Annotated in this window: 18 protein-coding genes, 1 pseudogene and 1 riboswitch; of the genes and pseudogenes, 18 read left to right on the forward strand and 1 reads right to left on the reverse strand. The window is 60.7% G+C overall.

Annotated features, from left to right (window positions below; translation table 11 throughout):
- From QZ638_RS09760 to QZ638_RS09820, 13 genes and pseudogenes are all read left to right on the forward strand, one after another.
- The coding region (locus QZ638_RS09760) for a molybdopterin cofactor-binding domain-containing protein (protein ID WP_295809459.1) at nucleotides 1-1,135 on the forward strand (1,135 nt) is incomplete at its 5' end.
- A complete protein-coding gene (locus tag QZ638_RS09765) occupies nucleotides 1,132-2,085 on the forward strand; it encodes a dihydrodipicolinate synthase family protein (protein WP_295809461.1) in 954 nt (317 codons plus the stop codon). The genes QZ638_RS09760 and QZ638_RS09765, both read left to right, overlap by 4 nt.
- Nucleotides 2,086-2,130: 45 nt before the next feature.
- Nucleotides 2,131-2,679 carry a 3-hydroxyanthranilate 3,4-dioxygenase gene (locus QZ638_RS09770; RefSeq protein WP_295809462.1) on the forward strand — a complete coding sequence of 183 codons (549 nt, stop codon included), beginning with the start codon at nucleotides 2,131-2,133 and terminating at the stop codon, nucleotides 2,677-2,679.
- A 191-nt stretch (nucleotides 2,680-2,870) separates the two neighbouring features.
- Nucleotides 2,871-4,040: an ABC transporter substrate-binding protein gene (locus tag QZ638_RS09775; protein WP_295809464.1), complete on the forward strand. Its 1,170-nt coding sequence runs from the start codon at nucleotides 2,871-2,873 to the stop codon at nucleotides 4,038-4,040.
- Between the two features lie 82 nt (nucleotides 4,041-4,122).
- Entirely contained in the window at nucleotides 4,123-5,037 is a 915-nt protein-coding gene (locus QZ638_RS09780; protein WP_295809465.1) for a branched-chain amino acid ABC transporter permease, read from the forward strand.
- Between the two features lie 20 nt (nucleotides 5,038-5,057).
- A complete protein-coding gene (locus QZ638_RS09785) occupies nucleotides 5,058-6,041 on the forward strand; it encodes a branched-chain amino acid ABC transporter permease (protein WP_295809468.1) in 984 nt (327 codons plus the stop codon).
- Nucleotides 6,038-6,796 carry an ABC transporter ATP-binding protein gene (locus QZ638_RS09790; RefSeq protein ID WP_295809471.1) on the forward strand — a complete coding sequence of 253 codons (759 nt, stop codon included), beginning with the start codon at nucleotides 6,038-6,040 and terminating at the stop codon, nucleotides 6,794-6,796. Before QZ638_RS09785 ends, QZ638_RS09790 begins: the two co-directional genes overlap by 4 nt.
- Nucleotides 6,790-7,491, forward strand: coding sequence for an ABC transporter ATP-binding protein (locus tag QZ638_RS09795; RefSeq protein ID WP_295809474.1), 702 nt, complete (start codon nucleotides 6,790-6,792; stop codon nucleotides 7,489-7,491). Before QZ638_RS09790 ends, QZ638_RS09795 begins: the two co-directional genes overlap by 7 nt.
- Before the next feature lie 19 nt (nucleotides 7,492-7,510).
- Nucleotides 7,511-8,311, forward strand: a complete 801-nt coding sequence (locus tag QZ638_RS09800) for an aspartate dehydrogenase (RefSeq protein ID WP_295809475.1) — start codon at nucleotides 7,511-7,513, stop codon at nucleotides 8,309-8,311.
- Nucleotides 8,312-8,338: 27 nt separating this feature from the next.
- Nucleotides 8,339-8,797, forward strand: a complete 459-nt coding sequence (locus QZ638_RS09805; RefSeq protein WP_295809477.1) for a CoxG family protein — start codon at nucleotides 8,339-8,341, stop codon at nucleotides 8,795-8,797.
- A gap of 42 nt (nucleotides 8,798-8,839) precedes the next feature.
- On the forward strand, nucleotides 8,840-9,310 hold the full coding sequence (locus QZ638_RS09810; protein WP_295809480.1) for a (2Fe-2S)-binding protein: 471 nt from the start codon (nucleotides 8,840-8,842) through the stop codon (nucleotides 9,308-9,310).
- Nucleotides 9,307-10,107, forward strand: coding sequence for a xanthine dehydrogenase family protein subunit M (locus QZ638_RS09815; RefSeq protein ID WP_295809482.1), 801 nt, complete (start codon nucleotides 9,307-9,309; stop codon nucleotides 10,105-10,107). Before QZ638_RS09810 ends, QZ638_RS09815 begins: the two co-directional genes overlap by 4 nt.
- A gap of 293 nt (nucleotides 10,108-10,400) precedes the next feature.
- Nucleotides 10,401-10,556: pseudogene (locus QZ638_RS09820) on the forward strand (amino acid ABC transporter ATP-binding protein); the annotation flags it as partial.
- Here the strand turns inward: QZ638_RS09820 and QZ638_RS09825 are convergent.
- Nucleotides 10,534-11,448, reverse strand: coding sequence for a DMT family transporter (locus tag QZ638_RS09825; RefSeq protein ID WP_295809483.1), 915 nt, complete (start codon nucleotides 11,446-11,448; stop codon nucleotides 10,534-10,536). The pseudogene QZ638_RS09820 and the gene QZ638_RS09825 sit on opposite strands and share 23 nt — an antisense overlap.
- A gap of 107 nt (nucleotides 11,449-11,555) precedes the next feature.
- Here QZ638_RS09825 and QZ638_RS09830 point away from each other — a divergent pair, with 107 nt between their 5' ends.
- The 5 genes from QZ638_RS09830 (at nucleotide 11,556) to QZ638_RS09850 (ending at nucleotide 20,277) form a co-directional block, all read left to right on the forward strand.
- Nucleotides 11,556-12,956, forward strand: coding sequence for a PLP-dependent aminotransferase family protein (locus QZ638_RS09830; protein WP_295809484.1), 1,401 nt, complete (start codon nucleotides 11,556-11,558; stop codon nucleotides 12,954-12,956).
- Between the two features lie 90 nt (nucleotides 12,957-13,046).
- A riboswitch (cobalamin riboswitch) is annotated at nucleotides 13,047-13,261 on the forward strand.
- 93 nt (nucleotides 13,262-13,354) lie between these two features.
- Nucleotides 13,355-16,234 (forward strand): ribonucleoside-diphosphate reductase subunit alpha, encoded by a 2,880-nt coding sequence (locus tag QZ638_RS09835; protein ID WP_295809485.1) that lies wholly within the window; start codon nucleotides 13,355-13,357, stop codon nucleotides 16,232-16,234.
- A gap of 80 nt (nucleotides 16,235-16,314) precedes the next feature.
- A complete protein-coding gene (locus tag QZ638_RS09840; protein ID WP_295809487.1) occupies nucleotides 16,315-17,430 on the forward strand; it encodes a ribonucleotide-diphosphate reductase subunit beta in 1,116 nt (371 codons plus the stop codon).
- Nucleotides 17,427-17,657: a hypothetical protein gene (locus QZ638_RS09845; protein ID WP_295809489.1), complete on the forward strand. Its 231-nt coding sequence runs from the start codon at nucleotides 17,427-17,429 to the stop codon at nucleotides 17,655-17,657. Before QZ638_RS09840 ends, QZ638_RS09845 begins: the two co-directional genes overlap by 4 nt.
- Nucleotides 17,658-17,733: 76 nt before the next feature.
- Complete coding sequence (locus QZ638_RS09850; protein ID WP_295809491.1) at nucleotides 17,734-20,277, forward strand: heavy metal translocating P-type ATPase; 2,544 nt, start codon at nucleotides 17,734-17,736, stop codon at nucleotides 20,275-20,277.
- Nucleotides 20,278-20,361 lie beyond the last annotated feature (84 nt).

Consider the following 20,361-nt stretch of genomic DNA (forward strand, 5'->3'; position numbering starts at 1 on the left):
CGTGATCGATGCTGCTGCCTTTCCCTATGCCACACCGACCGGGCAAACCCTGGACTCCGGCGACTATGCGCGTCTTCTCGAAAAGGTCTCCAGCCATACGGATTATGAGCTCTTGCGGGCTCAGCGCGACGAGCGCCGCGCAGCCGGTGAGATCGTGGGGCTCGGTCTGGCGCTTTATATCGAGCCCTGCGGGCAGGGGTGGGAAAGCGCCGATGTCGTTTTTTGCCGCAATGGCCGGTTCAAGGTGGTAACAGGGGCGAGCGCGCAGGGTCAGGGGCGCGAAACGGCCTTTGCGCAAATCGCTGCCGATAGGCTCCAGATCTCGCCCGAGCGGATTTTCGTCCGGCACGGCGATACGGCCGATCTTTCAGGCGGCATCGGTGCGTTGGCGAGCCGCAGCACCGCCATCGGCGGCAGTGCGGTGGTGCGGGCCTGCGAAGCCTTGCGCGCCCAGTTGACCGAAATTGCCGCCGAGTTGCTTCAGTGCGATGCCGAGCTCGTGACCTTCTCTTGTGAGGGCATCCACGCAGGCCTGCCTGACGCGCAGGGCATCTCGTGGGAGGCCCTGGCCGATCACATCGCCGTGGAGAGCTTGGAGGATCCGCTCAAGCCGCTTCTGACCGGCTCGGTCGTCTATCATGCGGAGGGGGAAGCCTGGAGCAGCGGATGCTGTCTCGCATTCGTTTCCATCAATCCGCGCACCGGCGAGCCGTCGTTCGAAAAACTCGCCTGGATCGATGATGCCGGCAAGGTCGTCAATCCGCTTCTCGTGCGTGGACAACTGGTTGGCGGTATGGCTCAGGGACTGGGCGAGGCGCTGATGGAGCGTGTCGTCTATGACGACGACGGGCAGCTTCTGACCGGCTCCCTGATGGACTATGCGGTGCCCCGTGCCGTCGATGTGCCCCCTGTCGATATCGAGAAATTCGAGACGGTTTCTCCCGCCAATGCGCTTGGTGCGAAAGGGGTCGGGGAAGCCGGCTGCATCGGAATGCCGGCGGCCGTTTTCAATGCCGTTTCGGACGCGGTGAATCCCTTTGGAAAAACCGTGCTGCAGATGCCGTTGACGGCGGAAAAGATCTGGCGCGCCTTGCAGTCGCGCGGACCCGAAAGACAACATCCGGAAGAACGATGAAATACGACAGGAAAACCGCGAAAGCTTACGCGCGCGAACACATGAAGGGCATATGGGCAGCCGCCCTGGTGCCCTTCAAGGACGACCTTTCGATCGATGAGGAGGGTTTCCGCAGCAACGTCGATCACTGGATCGAGGATCTGAAAATCGACGGTTTTTTCATCGCCGGAAAGCAAGGTGAATTTTTCTCCATGTCGCTGGATGAACGCAAGCGTTCTTTCGACCTGGCGGTGGAAGCCTGCGACGGCCGCGCAGCGACGATCATGTCTTGTTCGGACCAGAACATGGATGTGGTGATCGAGCTTGCCAGACACGCTCAGAGTTGCGGTGCGGACTATATCGTCGTCCACGCCCCGATCCTGCATTTTTTCAAAGAGCAGGACGAAACTCTGCTGTGCTATTATCGGACCATCGCCGACAAGGTGGATATTGGAATGGCGCTTTGGAGCCATCCGGACAGCGGCTATCTTATGAGCCCGCAATTGTGCAATCGGCTTGCCGATATCGACAATGTCGTGGCCATTAAATACAGCGTTCCAAGGCCAATGTATGCCGAACTCACCCGGCTTGCCGGCGATCGTATTCTCGTCAGCACGGCATCGGAGGAAGAGTGGCTCGACAACGTCGTCGAGCTCGGCTGGCAGCTCTATCTTTGCTCTTCGCCGCCTTATCTGATCCAGACGCGCAACGATCTGCGCATGCGCGAGTACACGGATCTCGCTTTCAGCGGCGATATCGAGCGCGCGCGTGCCGTTCGCGACAGTCTCGATCCGGTACGCCGCGCTCTACGCGAAACGCGTCCGGCCGAAAAACCGCATGCGCATCAGAAATACTGGCAGGATTTGCTGGGGCAGGCCGGCGGCGCCGTCCGTCCGCCTCTGCTGCCTTTGACCGATGAGGAGAAACGCGCGACCCGCGAAGCTTTCGAGCAGTGCGGCCTGAAACTCTAATCAATCAAGGCGCCCGAGGGAACCGGGCAGAAATGGGAGACTGACATGACCGAACGCAGACTTTCCGCCTTCAGCTTTTCGAAATGGATCGACGAGCACGAACATCTTCTCAAACCCCCGGTGGGCAATCAGCAGATATGGGAAGATGCCGACATGATGGTGACAGTCGTCGGCGGACCGAACAAGCGCACCGATTATCACGACGACCCGGTGGAAGAATTTTTCTACCAGCTCAAGGGCGACATGCTTCTGAAATTGGTCGACAATGGCGAATTCTACGATGTGCCGATCCGCGAGGGAGAAATATTCCTTCTGCCGCCGCATGTCCGTCATTCGCCGCAGCGCCCGCAGGAAGGCTCGATCGGTCTTGTCATCGAGCCCAAGCGTCAGCCCGATCAGTTCGATGCGTTCGAGTGGTATTGCTTCGAGTGTCAATCGCTAGTGAAGCGCGTCGAAGTTTCGCTTAAGAGCATCGTGCGCGATCTTCCGCCCATTTATCAGGCGTTTTACGCGGACGAGAAGGCGCGTACCTGCCCGAACTGCGGAACCGTTCATCCCGGCAAGGAGCCGCCGGAAAACTGGGTGCAGCTTTAGGGCGAACGATTTCGGACCGGGTTGCCGGCCTTGAACGATCGTTTCAGGCCCGCGGTATCCAAGAGGGATCGTCTCCGGCAGTCGGCATTGATTTCCAGCCCATCATCTTTCCGGTTCTGTCCCCTTGCCGTCGAGGCGGACAGCCAACCGGCAACGACGCGCAAAGCGCGGGAACCAGAGGAGAACAGGCAATGAGTATGAAAAACATCATTCTGGCCGGTGCGCTTGCAGCGGCCGTGGCAACGCCGGTCCTGGCCCAGGAGCCGGTCAAGATCGGCATGATCACCACGCTGTCGGGTCCGGCAGGCTATCTTGGACAGGACATTCGCGACGGGTTTCAACTGGCGATCGATGCCGAGGAAGGAAAGCTCGGCGGTGTGCCGGTCGAACTTCTCGTCGAGGACGACAATCTAAAACCCGGTAATGGCCGCCAGATCGCCGACCGTTTCCTCAACAATGAGGGCGTCAAGCTGTTCACCGGCATCGTTTTTTCCAATGTGGCAGGAGCGACTGTTCCCGACATTGTCGACGCCGGAGCGTTCTACATCAGCCCGAATGCCGCACCGTCGAATTTCGCCGGCAAGGAGTGTCACGAAAACTACTTCGTCGTCTCCTGGCAGAACGACAGTCTGCACGAAAGCGCGGGACAGAACGCAACCAATCTCGGATTCGAGACGGCCTTCGTTCTGGCGCCCAATTATCAGGCCGGCAAGGATGCCATTTCCGGTTTCAAGCGCTTCTTCAAGGGCGAGATCGTCGGCGAGGTCTATACGCGCCTCGATCAGACCGATTTTGCCGCCGAAATGGCGCAGATCCGCGATGTCGCGCCCGATGTCGTCTTCCAGTTCCATCCGGGTGGTCTCGGAATCGCTTTCCTTCGTCAGTATCAGCAGGCGGGACTTCTCGACATGGTGCCGATGGTCGTGGCCGAGCCGTCCATGGATGCCGTGATACTCAACGCCGTGGGGGATGCGGCCAGGGGCGTCAACGTTTCGAGTCATTGGAACACGGATTTCGAGAACAGCGCCAACGAGGCTTTCGTCGAAGCGTGGAAGGAAGCCTATGACCGCCCGATCACCTACTATGCGAGCCAGGGTTACGATGCGGCGCGTGCCATCGCGTCTGCCCTGAAGGCGACGGACGGTACGCTCGCGGATGCGGACGCGTTCCGCGACGCCATGCGTCAGGCGGCTTTCGAGTCCGTGCGCGGCGAATTCTCTTTCGGTCCCAACCAGCATCCTGTGCAGAACTGGTTCGCCCTCAAGGTTGTGGACGGGGAAGACGGCAAGCCGACTCTGGAAACCGTGGGCACGGTTCTCGAAAATCATGGCGATGCCTATGCGGCCGAATGCCAGCTCTAGCTCAGGCAAACCGAGGCCGTTCCGGTTTCACACCGGGACGGCCGTTCTTCTCCGATTTTGAGCGAATGGCCGGCGCAACGCTATGACCCTGTTTCTCGAACAAGTCCTCAATGGTCTGCAACTCGGCGTGATGCTGTTTCTGATGGCCGCCGGGCTGACCCTGATCTTCGGCATCATGGGGATCATCAATCTCGCTCATGGCTCGATCTATATGATCGGCGCCTATGCCGGAACCTATGTGGCCATGGAAACCGGGGTCTACTACGCCGGCATTCCCGCTGCGCTCGCCGCTGCTGCCCTGACCGGTTCGGCGATGGAATTCCTCGTCGTCAGACGGCTCTATAAGCGTGATCATCTGGACCAGGTGCTGGCGACATTCGCCCTGATCCTGATTTCCAATCAGGCGATCACGCTTCTGTTCGGTCGGCAGCCGCTGTTCATCGGCATGCCGGAGGCTTTGAACAGTTCGGTCGAACTTCTGCCCGGTCTGTTTTATTCAAGCTACCGGCTGGCCATTATTGCCATGGGGCTGCTCGTCGCGCTCGGCCTGTACCTCGTCATCAACCGCACCCGCATCGGCATGCTTGTGCGGGCCGGGTCCACAAACCGCGACATGGTGCGGGCCCTGGGGGTCGATATCCGGCTGCTTTATACCATCGTCTTCGGCCTCGGTGCTCTGCTGGCGGGTCTTGCCGGCTTCATGGCCGGTCCGATTTTGGCGGTTCAGGTGGGCATGGGCGAACAGATACTCATCACCACATTCGTGGTGGTTGTGATCGGCGGTGTCGGTTCGATCCGCGGCGCGTTCTTCGCCAGCCTGATTATCGGTGTTTTCGACACCATGCTGCGCGCTTATCTGCCGGGTCTTTTGCGTCAAGTGATGGCTGGTTCCGAAGCCGATGCGCTGGGTGCGGGTCTTTCTTCCATGGGCATCTATCTCTTGATGGCGCTGGTTCTGCTGATCAGGCCCAAGGGTCTGTTCCCCGCACATTCCTAGGAACCGGGTTGAGTATCTCGATGACACAATCGTCAAGCAAATTTCTCATAAGCGTCTGCGTTATGGTCGCGCTCGTGGCGTTGCCGTTTTTTGCCGACATGCTGGGCCAGCCGGCACTCACGTCGCTGGCCACCCGCGTTCTGATCTATGGCATTGCGGCGGCCAGTCTGAATTTCGTGCTCGGGTTTGGCGGCATGGTCAGCTTCGGTCATGCGGCGTTTTTCGGTGTCGGCGGCTATGTGGTCGGCATTCTGTATCAGCATTACGCTTCCGGCGAACCGCTGTTCGGTTTCCTGCCGGGCACCAACCAGTTGCTCGTCACACTCCCTGCGGCCGTTCTCATCAGCGGTGCGGTCGCCGCCGTCATCGGTGCGCTTTCGCTGCGCACCAGCGGTGTGCAGTTCATCATGATCACGCTCGCCTTCGCGCAAATGCTGTTCTTCTTCTTCGTTTCGCTCAAGGCTTACGGGGGCGACGATGGGCTGATCATAAGACGGGCCAACGAGGTGCCGGGCCTGAACATGCGCGACAAGCAGACGATCTATTATGTCTGCCTCGTCGCAGCCATTGTGTTCTTCGCGCTTTTGTCGAAGCTGGTGAATTCGCGCTTCGGCTATGTCATCGCCGGACTGCGGCAGAGCGAGCAGCGCATGGCAGCGATCGGATTGAGCGCCTACCGCTACAAGCTCGTCGCCTTTGTGATCTCGGGTATGGGTGCGGGGTTGGCCGGTGCGCTGATGGCGAATTTCATGCGATTTGCCAGCCCCGACATGCTGCATTGGACAAAGTCCGGCGAACTGATGGTGATGGTTATTCTCGGCGGTGTCGGCACGGTGTTCGGACCGTTGATCGGCGCTGGAACCTTCATCGTTCTGGAATCGCTGCTCGCCTCATGGACTGAAAACTGGCAGCTCGGCCTCGGCCTTATTCTCTTGTTCGTCGTTCTCTACACGCAAGGCGGTGTCCAGGCTCTGCTGGAGCGTGTGTTCGGGAGGCGTTCATGAGCACGCCCATTCTGAAAGTCGAAAACCTTCAAAAACGTTTCGGCGGCCTCACGGCAACCGACGATGTAAGCCTTACGGTGACGGCGGGTGAAATCCATGCTCTTATCGGCCCCAACGGTGCCGGCAAGACGACTTTGATCTCGCAATTGTTCGGTGAGTTGGCGCACGATGCCGGCAGCATCGCCTTGAATGGCCAGAAGATCGATGCCCTGTCGACACCGGATCGTGTGGCGCGAGGGCTGGCGCGCACCTTCCAGATTACCTGTCTTCTGCCCGATTATACGGCCCTGCAGAACGTCTCCATCGCCTGTCAGGTTCATCGCGGCCACAGCTTTCACTTCATGACCGACGCGCACGGGAATTCCGAGCTTAAGGAAGAAGCGCAGAGCTATCTGGAGCGGGTCGGTTTATCGGATCGCGGCGGTGCGTTGGTGGCCAATCTCGCCCATGGCGAGCGCAAGCAACTCGAGCTGGCAATTGCGCTGGCGACCAGGCCGCGCCTGCTTTTGCTGGACGAGCCGATGGCCGGGCTCGGTCACGTGGAAACACAGCAAATGGTCGCGTTGCTGCGAAGTCTCAAGGGGCAGTTCAGCATGCTTTTGGTCGAGCATGACATGGATGCCGTTTTCGCGCTGGCCGATCGCATTTCCGTGCTCGTCTACGGGCGCATTATCGCTACCGGAAGCGCCGAGGAAATTCGCCGTAATGCGGATGTGAAGACGGCCTATCTGGGTGAGGGAGACGAGCTATGCTGAGCGTTGAAGCGTTGCAGGCGTCTTATGGTGCAAGCCGGATCCTTTTCGACGTCGGGTTGGAAATAGGAGACGGCCAGGTGGTTACCTTGCTCGGACGCAACGGGATGGGGAAGACAACCACGGTGCGTACCATTATGGGTCTGTTGCCGGCGACGTCCGGCACGGTGCAGTTGCGGGGTAGGGATGTTACCGCCGCCACGCCGGAAAGGGTTGCCCGTTTGGGTGTCGGCCTTGTGCCGGAATCGCGTCAGGTCTTTCCAACGCTTACGGTGCGCGAGAACCTGGTTGCGACGGCCAGCAACCGGCTCAAGCGCGCCGATCCCTGGACGCTGCAACGTGTCTACGAGATGTTTCCACGCCTGCGCGAGCGCGCGGGGCAGGCGGCCGGAACGCTTTCCGGCGGCGAGCAGCAAATGCTGGTTATCGGCCGGGCACTGATGACCAATCCGCATCTTCTTATTCTCGACGAGGCGACTGAGGGGCTTGCCCCCGTCATCCGCCGCGAGATTTGGCAATGTCTCGAGAAACTCAAGGCCGAGGGCCAGTCGATCCTGCTCATCGACAAGAACGTTGCGGTGCTGAAGCGGCTCGCCGATCATCATTACGTTCTGGAGAAGGGGCGGACGGTGTGGTCGGGCACGAGTGCCGATCTCGAACGGGATTCAGAACGGGTGCATCGCTATGTCGGTATCTGAAATGTCTTCACGAGGTCGCGTGACACGGGTGTGCTTTGTCGGTTGGGGCGCCATCGCGCGCCGCGTTGCGGAACTGCTTGTCGCGCGCGACAGGCGCAGCGTTCAGATCCTTGCCGTTGCCGTGCGCGATGCCGGGCGCGCACGGCCCGATATACCGGCCGGTGCACAGGTGATTGCCTCACCGGATGAACTGGCCGGGCTGGATGTCGATCTTGTCGTGGAAGCCGCCGGGCGAGCCGCTGTCGCACCCTGGGGCGCTGCAGCGCTCCGGTTGGGCCACGATTTTGCGGTCTCCTCCACCAGCGCGTTCAGCGACGAAGATGTGTTCAAGGCGTTGCTCGATATTGCCGAAAGGCATTCCGGCCGAATCCTGGTTCCGCCGGGCGCTCTGGGCGGTATCGATGCGTTGGCGTCGGCCGCCGCCGCTGGGCTCGACACCGTCGAGCATGTGATTGCCAAGCCACCTTTGGCCTGGCGGGGCACGGATGCCGAAGCACGCGTCGACCTTGAAAATCTTTCGGAACGCACGGTGTTTTTCTCCGGTTCGGCGCGAGCGGTGGCCGATGCCTTTCCGCAGAACGCCAACGTTGCCGTGATCACCGCGCTGGCCGGGTTCGGACTGGAGGAAACGCGGGTTTCGCTGGCGGCGGATCCCGCCCTTGGCCGGAACGAACATTTTCTGCATGCGAAAGGCGCGTTCGGAACACTTGAAATGCGTATTCGCAACGAACCCCTGCGCACCAACCCCAAGTCGTCCGAAATGACGGCCCTTAACCTTCTGCGTCTCATTGAGAACCGTGTCAGCGCGGTGGTGCGCTGAGTTTGACATAATCCGGAGCTGGAACTGATGGAACTGGTCAATCAGCAACGCATTGAAGCCCCGCGTGCGGTCGTGTGGGATGCGATCAACGATATCGAGATCCTGCAACGTTGCATTCCCGGCTGTGAGGCGATCGAACGTGTCTCGGAGCGGGAGCTTAACGCCACGGTCGCGCTGAAGGTCGGACCGGTCAGGGCACGCTTCAAAGGCACTGTTGCATTCGAAGATGTGCAGAAGCCGTCGGCACTGACTCTTTCCGGGCAGGGGAACGGTGGGATCGCGGGCCACGCAAAGGGCAGAGCGCGCGTCGCGCTCGAGGATGCTGACGAAGTCGCCACGCTCCTTTCCTACGAGGTCGACGCCGCGGTGGGCGGCAAGATCGCGCAACTGGGAGCGCGTTTGATCGACAGCACTGCACGCAAGCTCGCCCGGGAATTCTTCGAACGGCTCGAGGCGGAGATAACGCGCGTGGAAACGATGGAATGAGAAACGGATGCCGATGCAGCTTATGGAAGACGGGAGCCGTTCATGACGCGGGTGACGATTTATATCAACGGTGAAACCGTTGACGAAGAGGTGGAAGACAGAACCCTGCTCGTGGATTTTCTGCGCGTGAACAGACGATTGACGGGAACGCATGTTGGTTGTGACACCAGCCAGTGCGGAGCCTGTGTGGTTCATGTCGACGGGGAAGCGGTGAAATCCTGCGCCATGCTCGCCGTGCAATGCGAGGGGCGCGACGTCCGGACGATCGAGGGCCTTACCGATGGCGAGGCACTGCATGCCATGCAAAAAGCCTTTCACGAATGCCACGCTTTGCAATGCGGTTTCTGTACACCGGGGATGATCATGTCGGCGGTCGACATGGTGCGCCGCCACGGCGCAGAACTCGACGAGACGACGATCCGGCATGAGCTCGAAGGCAATATCTGCCGGTGTACGGGTTACGAAAACATCGTCAAGGCGATCCGCCAGGGTTCGCGGGAGATGCAGCGGTGAACCGTTTCGACTTCAAGCGCGTGGACAGTGTGCAAGCGGCGGTGACCTTGCTTTGCGAAATCGAGGACAGCAGCGTCCTTGCCGGTGGGCAGACACTGATTCCAACGATGAAGCAGGGGTTGTCCGCTCCGGCTGCGCTCATCGATCTCGGAGGCATCTCCGAACTGCGCGAAATTCGGATCGAGGAGGACGCGATCGTCGTCGGTGCCATGTGTACCCATGCAGACGTTGCCAATTCATCGTCGATCCGGCAGCACATTCCCGGTCTGGCTCATCTCGCCGGTCAGATCGGCGACGCGCAGGTGCGCAATCGCGGTACCATTGGGGGTTCCATCGCCAACAACGATCCGGCGGCCGATTATCCCGCGGCATGTCTGGGGCTCGACGCCACGATCCTGACCGATAAACGTGCGATTGCGGCGGATTCGTTCTTTCTGGGATTGTTCGAGACGGCGCTGGACGAGGGGGAGCTCATAACCGGCGTTCGTTTCCGTCATTGTCGCCGTTCCACCTATCTCAAATTCCGCAACCCTGCCTCGCGATTTGCCATCGTCGGTGTCTTCGTCGGGAGAGGGAAGGAGGGCTGGCGCGTGGCGATCACCGGAGCCGGCCGTGACGGTGTCTTCCGCTGGCGCGCGGCAGAAGAAGCATTGAACGGGGATTGTCGGCCGCAGGCCCTGGAGCCGCTTCGGCTTTCTATCGAGGAAATGCTCGACGACATCCATGCGAAGGGCGATTACAGGGCCCATCTCATCAAGGTCCTGGCCTGCGACGCCGTTGAAAAATTGTTGCGTTGACCCTTTCCACTCCCGATCAGGTCTGACCGGGGGGGGTAGAGCCTCGCGTTTCACTCCCTGCCGTTCCGGCCGCGAGGCGTGAAGCCGGATTCCGGCGCGCTTCGAAGTAAATCCAGACCGTCTATGTTTCATCGCCGGTTGGCCCGGCGGGACGGTCTGTTTGTGTTCTATTGCGTCTCAACCATCGGCGATCGACTTGACAAGCCTCTGCCGATGCGGCTTGATGTTTAAACCCATTAATATGGATATAATTACATAATAATGGATTTTTTAAGAATGACCAAGGGGAGCATATCACCCACGAGATGCGCTTCGCCTTCGAGGTGTCTTCTCGCGTCATTTTTATGAACCAGGGCGTGATCGGCGAGGACGGGGATCCGCGGGTAATGTTTCTCAAGCCGCAGACCGAGCGATTGTCCGAATTCCTCAAGACGTCGAGCTTCGCCTAGCTGTCGGGTCTTTCGCCTGTGCGGTTTTCCGTCCGGCTGAAAGTTTTGCCCCGGCAACGCACAGGATGATGGCCGCCGTCACTGCCATCATTCCGGCAGTCACGGGTTCGTGCAGCAACACCGCAGCGAGCGCGAAGCCAAAGAAGGGCTGAAGCAATTGCAATTGCCCGACCGTTGCCGTGCCGCCCAGCGCCAGTCCACGATACCAGAAGACGAAGCCGACCAGCATGCTGAAGACGGAAACGTAGCCAAGCCCGACCCAGGCCGGCGCGTTCACATGCTCAAAATGCGCTGGCAATGTCAGAAGCGCCAGCGGCAGCATCACCGGCAGCGACAGTACCAAGGCCCAGGAGATCACCTGCCAACCACCCATTCGGCGTGAGAGGGACGCGCCCTCCGCATAGCCGAGCCCGCAAACGACAATGGCGCCGAGCATCAGAAGATCGCCTCTCGGTGAGGCCGCCATACCCTGGCTGGTCGCATAACCGACGACGAGGGCGCTGCCCATAACCGAGAAAAGCCAGAACGCCGGGCGCGGTCGCTCTCCCCCGCGCGCCACGCCGAAGATGGCGGTCGCAAGCGGCAGCAGGCCGATGAAGACGATGGAATGCGCCGAGGTGACGTGTTCGAGCGCGAGGGCCGTTAGCAGGGGAAAGCCCACGACCACGCCGCTGGCGACGATAAACAGCCCTGCAATATCGCGTCGCTCCGGCCGGCGTTCCCGAAACGCCGTCAGGAGCAGGATTGCCAGAATACCGGCAATTGCCGCACGTGCCACTGTCAGAAACACCGGATCGAAGCCCTGCACCGCCACTCGTGTTGCCGGCAGCGATCCGCTGAAGATGATTATTCCCAAAAGACCGCTTGCCCAGCCATTCATTGTCTTGTTCATGCCGTGCTCCTTCGTTCCTGCTTGTGTGCGAAAAGAGACGTGGCGCTGCCAGAGACAATGCGGTACGATTTTATTAAACTGTAATGGTTTAATGAGCAGTACGGCTGATGGCGAACCCCGCTTACAACGCAGATGGAACGCGCCTCGAGAGCGTTATGAGCTCTATTCGTGGGCGCATTGCCAATCGTAGTCTGACACCAGGATCGAAATTGCCTTCCATTCGCGGTTGCGCCCGCGCCATGGGGGTCTCCAAATCCACCGTCGTCGAGGCCTATGATCGCCTCGCTGCGGAGGGTGTAATTCGCTCGCGACCGGGCGCGGGGTTTTTCGTGACCGCGCCGCTTGCCCCTCTGTCGCTGGCGGAAATCGGACCGGCGCTCGATCGTGAGGTCGATCCATTGTGGATTTCGCGCCAGGCGCTGGCTTCCAGTGCACGCATGTCGATGCCCGGCTGTGGCTGGCTTCCGGCCTCGTGGATGCCGGATGGGGCCATGCGCCGCGCGTTGCGTCGTCTTTCCCGTGCGGCACCGGAAACGCTCGCCGACTATGGTCCACCGCTTGGCTCGCAGTCACTGCGTGCACGGCTTGCCCGACGCATGGCGGCCCATGGCATCGAGGTCGCGCCCGCCCAGGTCATGCTTACCGATTCGGGTACGCAGGCAATCGACCTTCTCTGCCGTTTTCTCCTCAAGCCGGGCGATACCGTCCTGGTGGACGATCCCTGCTATTTTAATTTCCACGCCCTCCTGCGTGCGCATCAGGTGAAGATCGTCGGTGTGCCCTACACACCCGGCGGGCCCGACATCGAGCGCTTCTCAGAGGCATTGACGCAGCATGGACCGCGTCTCTACATCACCAATTCAGCGTTGCAAAATCCGACGGGTGCCGTGCTCTCGCCTTCCGTCGCGCATCGCATCCTCATGCTCGCCGAACAGTTCGACCTAACCATTGTCGAAGACGACATTTTCGCCGATTTCGAGGTGGAACCGGCGCCCCGGCTCGCTGCCTTCGACGGGCTTTCGCGTGTTGTCTATATCGGAAGTTTTTCCAAATCGCTTTCGGCTTCCGTGCGTTGCGGCTTCGTCGCCGCTCCTCCGGATTGGATCGAGGGGCTGACCGATCTGCGCATCGCCACCTGTTTCGGCGGGCCTGCACTGGCGGCGGAGCTGATTGTCGAACTTCTTGGAGATGGCAGCTACCGCAAGCATATGGAGGCGGTGCGTCAGCGGCTTTCCCGCTCACGCGAAGCCGTTGGTGCACGGCTGGAAAAACTCGGCATCGTTCCCTGGATCGAGCCGAAGGCGGGTATGTTTCTTTGGTGCCGGCTGCCCGAAGGGCGGGATGCTGCCGCGCTGGCCCGTCGCGCGCTGGAAAGAGGTGTGGTGTTGGCGCCTGGAAACGCTTTCAGCCTCTCCGGCTCGGCCCGTTCCTTCCTGCGTTTCAACGTTGCCCAATCCGAGGATGAGCATATTTTTTCCGTGCTTGCCGAACTCATGCGCGCAAACTGACGCCCGGATGTCCCGGATTTAACCTGCCGGCCAACATCTTGTTTCGGTTTTCCACCGAAACAAGATGTTGACTTCAATGCTCCGATTGATACCAACTGTAGGGGTTATGGTTCTTTCGATTCTTTCAGGATCGAGAGCGAAGAGGGAAGCCGGTGCGCCTCATTGGCAAGTCCGGCGCTGCCCCCGCAACTGTAAGCAGTGAGCCGCTTTCGTTTTGAGTCACTGGTGCCGAACACGTACCGGGAAGGCTGAACAGCGGCGATGACCTGCAAGCCAGGAGACCTGCCATAGCGAGATAAACGTCCACGGGCGGGGTGTCCCGGTGGTGCGTGCGCGCCACGAATCTGCCGTTGCGTCGCATGTCTCCGCGCCCCTGTCCAACCGCCACGGGGGTCAAGATGCCGGCGACTGAAGTACAGAAGACCAATGGAACCGCTGCGGTTCCGCCAGCCACCAGAAAAAGCGAGGCCGGTTCGTCCGAACCGGGCTATCGCGTTATCCGCCGTAATGGCGGTGTTACGCCATTCGATCCTGCCAAGATCACCGTTGCGCTGACCAAGGCGTTTCTGGCGGTCGAGGGGTCCACCGCAGCAGGTTCTCGCCGTGTCCACGATATTGTCGAAGAGCTTGCAGAACAGGTCGTGTCGGCTCTGACGCGCCGGGCCGACGCCGGCCGGGTCTTTCACATAGAGGAGATCCAGGATCAGGTGGAACTCGCTCTCATGCGTGGCGAGCATCACCGTGTCGCCCGTGCCTATGTGCTGTATCGAGAGGAGCGCGCCCGCGAGCGTGCCGCCGAAACCGTCGATGCCGAAGCACCGCGATCCACCCTGCAAATGACGCTGGATGATGGCACGCAGGTTCCCCTGGATGAGGCCCGCCTCGCCGAAATCGTTCGTGAAGCCTGCGCCGGTCTCGAATCCGTTTCGGCCGAACCGATCCTGAACGAGACCCGGCGCAACCTCTACGATGGCATCCGTCAGGACGAGCTCTCATTGGCGCTCATCCTCGCTGCGCGCACCCTCGTGGAGCTGGAGCCGAATTATGCTTTCGTTTCCGCGCGCCTTTTGCTCGACAAGCTGCGCCGCGAGGCGCTTACATTTGTCTCCGGTCGGGCTGAGCAGGCCACCCAGGCGGAGATGACGGAACGTTATGCGCGTTATTTCCCCGATTATATTGCCAAAGGTATCGCCAACGAATTGGTCGATCCCGAGCTTGCCCGCTTCGATCTGAAACGCCTGGGCGCAGCACTCCGGCCAGAGCGCGACCTAAATTTCCAGTTTCTTGGACTGCAGACGCTTTACGACCGCTACTTCCTGCATGCCAGGGGCACCCGGTTCGAGCTGCCGCAGGCCTTCTTCATGCGGGTTGCCATGGGCCTCGCCGTGCGCGAGATCGACCGCGAGGCGCGCGCCATCGAGTTCTACGATCTCCTGTCGTCGTTCGATTTCATGGCTTCCACGCCGACACTGTTCAACTCCGGCACGCTGCGCCCGCAGCTTTCTTCCTGCTTCCTCACCACGGTTGCCGACGATCTCGACGGCATCTTCAAGGCGGTGAAGGATAATGCGCTGCTTGCCAAATATTCCGGCGGGCTCGGCAATGACTGGACACCGGTGCGCGGTCTCGGCGCGCATATCAAGGGCACCAATGGCGAGAGCCAGGGTGTCGTGCCCTTCCTCAAGGTCGCCAACGACACGGCCATCGCCGTCAATCAGGGCGGCAAGCGCAAGGGCGCCGTCTGCGCCTATCTGGAAAGCTGGCACATCGACATCGAGGAATTCCTCGACCTGCGCAAGAACACCGGCGACGACCGCCGCCGTACCCATGACATGAACACGGCCAACTGGGTGCCGGACCTGTTTATGGAGCGGGTCGCGGCGGACGGTCCGTGGACCCTGTTCTCACCCGACGAGACGCCCGATCTGCACGATCTTTACGGCAAGGCGTTCCGCAAGGCCTACGAAGCCTATGAGGCAAAGGCGGAAGCCGGTGAGTTGCGCGTCTTCAAAACCGTGCGCGCGGTCGATCTGTGGCGGCGCATGCTCACAATGCTCTTCGAGACCGGGCATCCCTGGGTCACGTTCAAGGACCCGTGCAACATCCGGTCGCCGCAGGGGCATGTGGGTGTCGTTCACTCGTCCAATCTGTGCACGGAAATCACCCTCAACACATCGAAGGACGAGGTTGCCGTCTGCAATCTGGGTTCCGTGAATCTTGTCAGTCACATCGCCGATGGCGCACTCGATCTGGAGCGTCTGGCGCGCACGGTCGGCACCGCCATGCGCGTGCTCGACAATGTCATCGACATCAATTTCTACACCATTCCGGAGGCACGCCATTCCAATCTCCGGCATCGCCCGGTCGGCCTCGGCCTGATGGGCTTTCAGGATGCTTTGCAGAAGCTGCGCATACCCTATGCGAGCGAGGATGCGGTGGCCTTTGCCGATGCCAGCATGGAGGCGATCAGCTATCACGCGATTTCGGCTTCAGTTGAGCTTGCCGCCGAGCGCGGGCGCTATGCAAGTTTCGAAGGGTCGCTGTGGTCGAAAGGCATTCTGCCGATCGATTCCATCCGGCTTCTGGAAGAAGCGCGTCCGGGCGTCGACATGAACAACGCCGCAACGCTCGACTGGGAGAGCCTTCGCAAGCGGGTGAAGAAGGTCGGCATGCGCAATTCCAACTGCATGGCCATTGCGCCCACCGCCACCATCTCGAACATTTGCGGCGTTTCGCAGTCCATCGAACCCGCCTATCAGAACCTCTTCGTCAAGTCGAACATGTCGGGCGACTTCACCGTGGCGAACGCCGCGCTGATTCACGATCTGAAGGATCGTGGCTTGTGGGACGAAGTGATGATGTCGGACCTTAAATACTTCGATGGCTCGGTCGGCCAGATCGATAGAGTGCCCGACGATCTGAAGGCGCTCTATGCGACCGCGTTCGAGATCGATTCCGCCTGGCTGATCGAGGCCGCCTCGCGCCGCCAGAAATGGATCGATCAGGCTCAGTCGCTTAACCTTTACATAGCCAATCCGAGCGGCAAGAAGCTGGACGCGCTTTATCGGTTGGCGTGGCAAAAGGGATTGAAAACGACCTATTACCTGCGCTCGCGCTCGGCCACCCATGTGGAGAAATCCACCCTTAAGGGAACAGACGGAAAGCTCAACGCCGTTTCTGCGGCGAGTGTCTCCGCCGCGCCGGTCGAGATCGATCCGAACGCGGCCTGGGGCAAGGCCTGCGCTGTCGACGATCCCGAATGCGAGGCTTGCCAATAGAAATGGCGCCTTTGTTACTCCCAGCCTGAGCCTGTCGAAGGGCGAGGGCGTGAGGCTCAATCCAATGGGAAGATATGACGATGCTGAACTGGAACGAACAAACGCGCCCCGCAGGGGCTGCCCACCCGATCGCTGAAGAAGCCGACGCCACGGGCCTCGGCGAAATCGAGCGCGGAGCCGCGCGCGTCTCGGTCGACGACAAGCGCATGATCAATGCACGCGCTGACGTCAACCAAGTCCTACCGCTCAAATATCGCTGGGCGTGGGAGAAATATCTCGCCGGCTGCAACAATCACTGGATGCCCACCGAGGTTTCCATGCAGGCCGACATCGCGCTGTGGAAGTCGCGCGACGGACTGACCGAAGACGAGCGGCGCATGATCAAGCGCAATCTCGGCTTCTTCGCCGCCTCCGAGTCGCTTGTCGCCAACAATATCGTTCTGGCGATCTACCGCCACCTCACCAATCCCGAATGCCGGCAGTATCTGCTGCGCCAGGCCTTCGAAGAGGCGATCCACACACACACTTTCCAATACATCGTGGAGAGCCTTTCGCTGGACGAGGGCGAACTCTTCAACATGTATCGTGAAGTGCCTTCCATCACCGACAAGGCGGCCTGGGCTCTCGATTTCACAAAGCATCTGGACGATCCGGAATTCAGGACCGGCACGCCGGAGGCCGATCAGGCGTTCCTGCGCGATCTCGTGGCCTTCTATGTCATTTTCGAGGGGATGTGGTTTTACACCGGCTTCGCACAAATTCTCTCGCTCGGCCGCCGCAACAAGATGGTCGGTATCGCCGAACAGTATCAGTACATACTGCGCGATGAATCGATCCATCTGAACTTCGGCATCGACGTTATCAATCAGATCAAAATCGAGAACCCGCAATTATGGACGAAAGAATTCCAGGAGGAAGTGCGAGGCATGATTGCGCGCGCCGCCAAGCTTGAAGCGTCCTATGGTCGGGATACCATGCCGCGCGGCTTCCTTGGGCTGAATGCGGCGCTGTGCGAGCAGTATATGCACTTTATCGCCAACCGCCGCTGCGCCCAGCTCGGCCTCGCACCCGTCTATGCCGAGACCGAAAATCCCTTCCCTTGGATGAGCGAGGCGATGGACCTGAAGAAGGAAAAGAATTTCTTCGAGACGCGCGTCATCGAATATCAGAATGGCGGTGCGCTGAGCTGGGATTGATTCATGGCGTATGGCTCCACAACAACCGAGCGGCTGCGTGGGGCACGATCCCCGCGCAGCAGCGCGCGTTCGAGGCGTGGCTTGTGAGCCTGCCGCCCGGTCTCGATATCGAGCTTGCGGCACGGCGTCAGATCGCGGAGATCGACCGGCGCTTGCCCGGGCATCCCGACGTGCAGTATTTGCGCCTGCTTTTGTCCGCCTTCGCAGGGTCCGAAACCGCACACTGATTTTCTCGCTTGACCTTCCATTGACTGGAAGGTTTAGAAGCCCAATCCTGAACAATATTCTTTCAGGATGAAAGCGATGAATACCCTGCCCCCCAGCACGTCTTCGGCGAATGTGAAACGCTTCCGCATCGAGGGGCTGAACTGCGCTTCCTGCGTCAAGCGCGCGGAAAAGGCGATTGCCGCCGTCGATGGCGTTGAAAGCGCCTCGGTCAATCTTGCGACTGAGACGGCCGATGTGGCGGTGCAGCCTGGCGTCGATTTCTTCAGCATCGTCAAGGCGGTGGAGGGGGCTGGCTATCGCGTGTCTGCCAGCCATCTCGGCATCGGCATCGAGGGCATGACCTGCGCCTCCTGTGTGCGGCGTGTGGAGCAGGCCATTGCCGCCGTTCCCGGTGTTTCCAAAGTTGCCGTCAACCTTGCCACCGAAAGTGCCTCCGTCGATCTGTTGAGCGACGAAGCGCGCAGCGGCGTGGAAGAGGCGATCCGCAAGGCGGGTTACACGCCGGTCGCGCGCTCCGATGGCGCTGCTGCGCGCGATGCGCATGAGGAGGCGAAAGCCGCCGAGTTTCGTTCGCTCAAGCGCGATTTTACGCTGGCTGCAATCTTCACCCTGCCGATCTTCATTCTCGAAATGGGCAGCCATTTCGTGCCGGGCATGCACGCCTGGCTGATGGGGATTGCCGACCGCGGCACGCTCTACATGGTTTATTTCGTGCTGGCGACCATCGTTCAGTTCGGGCCGGGCCTGCGCTTTTATCGCAAGGGTTTTCCCGCGCTGATGCGCTTCGCGCCGGACATGAACGCACTCGTTATGCTCGGCTCCACGGCCGCCTGGGCCTATTCGGTCGTGGCCACCTTCGCGCCCGGCATTCTCCCCTCCGGCACGGTCAATGTCTATTTCGAGGCATCCGCCGTCATTGTCACGCTCATCCTGCTTGGGCGGCTTCTGGAGGCGCGCGCCAAGGGCCGCACCGGCGAGGCCATCAAGCGGCTGATGGGGCTGCGCGCCAAGAGCGCCCGCATTCTCAAAGACGACAGCTTTGTCGAAGTGCCGCTAGAAGAGGTCGTCGTGGGCGACCGGCTTCAGGTGCGCCCCGGCGACAAGGTGCCGGTCGATGGCGTGGTCGAGAGCGGCTCCTCCTATGTGGATGAAGCGATGATCTCCGGCGAGCCGGTTCCGGTCTCCAAGGCCGAAGGCGACGGGGTGATCGGCGGCACGATCAACAAGACGGGCAGCTTCGTTTACCGGGCCACCAAGGTCGGTTCCGACACGGTGCTGGCGCAGATCATCCGCATGGTCGAAAACGCGCAAGGGGCCAAGCTGCCGATCCAGGCGGTGGTCGACCGGGTCACGGCCTGGTTTGTGCCGGCCGTGATGCTTGCCGCCGCGCTCACCTTCGTCGTCTGGCTGGTGTTCGGTCCCGATCCCGCCTTCGCCTTCGCGCTGGTCAATGCTGTGGCGGTGCTCATCATCGCCTGCCCGTGCGCCATGGGGCTTGCCACGCCCACCTCCATCATGGTCGGCACCGGCCGCGCTGCACAACTCGGTGTTCTCTTCCGCAACGGCGAGGCATTGCAGAGCCTGCGCAACACAAGCGTTGTCGCGTTCGACAAGACTGGCACGCTGACGCTCGGTCGCCCGGCACTGACCGATTTCGCGGTGCAGAACGGTTTCGAGCGCGCTGAAATCCTTTCGCTCGTCGCCTCGGCGGAAGCCATGTCCGAACATCCGGTGGCCGAAGCCATCGTTCAGGGTGCGCGCGCCGAGGGGCTCAACCTCAAGCCGGTCGATGCGTTCGATGCGGTTCCGGGTTTCGGCATTGCCGCCACCGTTGGCGATCGCAGGCTCCATATCGGTGCGGATCGCTACATGCGCCAGCAGGGCGTCGAGATCGGCAAGGCTTCCTCCGATGCCGAAAAGCTCGCCGCCGATGCCAAGACACCGCTTTATGCGGCGGTCGATGGCAAGCTCGCCGCGGTGATCGCGGTGGCCGATCCGGTGAAGGAATCGACGCCGCGCGCCATTGCAGCACTTCATGCGCTGGGGCTGGAAGTGGCGATGATAACCGGCGACAACCGCCACACGGCTGAAGCCATCGCCGCAAAGCTCGGCATCGACCGGGTCGAGGCGGAAGTGCTGCCGGAGGGCAAGGTCGAGGCGCTCAAGCGTTTGCGCAAGCAGGCAGGCCCGGTCTCCTTCGTGGGTGACGGCATCAACGATGCCCCCGCTCTGGCGGAAGCCGATGTCGGCATCGCCATCGGCACCGGCAGCGATGTCGCCATCGAGAGCGCCGACGTGGTTCTCATGGCGGGCGATGTCGCCGGTGTCGCCAATGCCATCGGCCTCTCGCAGGCAACCATGAAGAACATCCGGCAGAACCTGTTTTGGGCCTTCGCCTACAATGTGAGCCTGATCCCGGTCGCCGCCGGTGTGCTCTACCCGGCCACGGGCATGCTCCTGTCACCCATGCTTGCCGCCGGCGCCATGGCGCTTTCCAGTGTCTTTGTGCTGGGCAATGCCCTGCGGCTCAAGCGCTTTCAGGTGCCTGTTCCTGCCCGATCTGCCGGGCCCGAGGGAGTAAAGGCCGGCGAGGTGAGGGCGGTTACAGCGTCCGCCTAACGGCGTTTTTTGGGGATTTTCAGAATCCGATTCGACATGACGGTTCTTGCCGGGCATAATGCTTAAACGCTTAACCTTCATATG

The sequence above is a fragment of the uncultured Nitratireductor sp. genome (assembly GCF_913053745.1).
Classification (GTDB): domain Bacteria; phylum Pseudomonadota; class Alphaproteobacteria; order Rhizobiales; family Rhizobiaceae; genus Nitratireductor.